The organism is Aerococcus sp. L_32 (genome assembly GCF_050689315.1).
The window spans coordinates 1-1,709 of sequence record NZ_JBOEQF010000410.1 but is presented as its reverse complement, the minus strand read 5'-3'; the positions used below and the strand labels follow the sequence as shown (position 1 = coordinate 1,709).

At 39.5% G+C, this 1,709-nt stretch carries 1 protein-coding gene and 1 pseudogene; both read right to left on the bottom strand.

The features are described from left to right. Positions 1–55: 55 nt before the first annotated feature. The gene (locus tag ACRCJ0_RS13470; protein WP_431390748.1) at positions 56–910 is read right to left on the bottom strand and encodes a helix-turn-helix domain-containing protein; all 855 of its coding nucleotides are present in this window, start codon (positions 908–910) and stop codon (positions 56–58) included. A 160-nt stretch (positions 911–1,070) separates the two neighbouring features. Continuing rightward, positions 1,071–1,709: pseudogene (locus ACRCJ0_RS13465) on the bottom strand (DNA polymerase III subunit delta'); the annotation flags it as partial.

Genomic DNA, 1,709 nt, shown 5'->3' with positions numbered 1-1,709 from the left:
AGTCTTCATTCTACCGGAATTTTGGTGGTCTTCTAAAAATTGTTATATATAACAATTATGCGTAGTTTGTGATATATGCATCTAGTTCATCCTGATGCATTTTAGCGAATGGTTCGTCGAATAATTCGAAAACTTGAATCGCATTTTGGCATTTACTTACCCCTTCAGCAAACTGACCCTCAACAATCGCCACAATCCCTTTTAGGAATAAGAGACGGTTTTTAAAGTAATACGCATTTGTGCTCAATTGTGGCTCAATTGCTGCCATAATATCATTCACTTCGTCAGTCTCCTCCGACCGTAATCGATCGAAACAGACATTGATTAAGATGCTCAGTATGTGCACCTTCAAGGGATTGCTTTCTTGTATTGTAGATAATTTCGCAATCATATCTGCTACTAATACGTCTTGCAATGACTGCGTCAATCCTCGAAGGGAATTCCCTAGCAAAATAACCTCGTAACTCGTCCAAATGGAACATTTCAAGATGTATTCACTGATTAAATGCTTGTCTGCTTCAGGAATTTCCACATCAGTTAAATCATTCAATAAGAGTTTCGTCATTATAGCATTGTATTTAAATAGGATTTGGTTGGTTTCACCATACAAGTTTTCTTGTGTTTGTGCGATTGCGTTCAAGGCGTCAATATCAGCTTTTTTATAAGCGTTATCAATTTCTTCGATGTAGAATTTATAAGGACTATTGTATTCCTCAATTGCCGTCATAAATTCAGCAAAGGAGATGCCCAGGTTATGGACTAGATTGACTAAGTGATGAATTGTAATACTTGTTTCACCACGTTCAAACTTTGAGAGTTGGGAGTAGGAAATCTCCCCCGTGGTTGTGACATCCATAAGTGTCAAACCGCGCTCTCTTCTTAGATCTCTGTAGCTTATTCCAATATTCATTCTGTTGCTCCTTTTGTTATATATGACAAAAAATGAATTTTCCCCTATAATTCTGTTATATTTTAACAAAAAGGAGACGAAATCATGAAACAAAAAATCTTATCTCTACTAACTACGATTGCAATTTTCGGTATCATTGGCGTTCTTTAAACATTTCGGCCTACTTTTTCCAGTAGGCTAATACCATATATTCCATTGCGGACTGTACACTCACATTCGATTGAATCATCCGCTGTGCTTGCCCTACTAAATGTAGGGCTTTTGTCGCTTCTGCTACTGTTATTTTATTGACCATCCCTTGGTATTTACCAAAGTCATTAGGGAAGACCAATTGCGCTTGATTGTCTTGTCCCTGATCTACATGTAGAAGTAAATATAATAAATCATGGTAATGAAAGGCCACCAGATTTAGGGCCTGAATCATATCCGTCCTACCCTTAGGACCCTTCATCCAGTCTGACGCCACCATTGTTAGACCACGAGGGTCCTTTTTCACGATTAAATCCACCCACTGCAAGGACCAGTTGAGTCGTTGCTGGAAATCTTCATTCTCTGCCAGCGCCGTCGCTTCACCCACATCATTGGTTAAAGCGGTCAGAGTTGTCGCCATACTTGGCTTAATCCCCGCTTCCTCAAATAAGGCTTGTAGGTCCACCCGGTTTAATTGGGGAAAATGAATCATCTGGCAGCGGGAGACAATCGTCGACAAGATCGCGTCCCTATTATTGGTTAGAAGGAAAATAAAGACATTTTCATGCGGTTCCTCGATAAACTTCAACAAAGAGTTGGCTGCATTGAC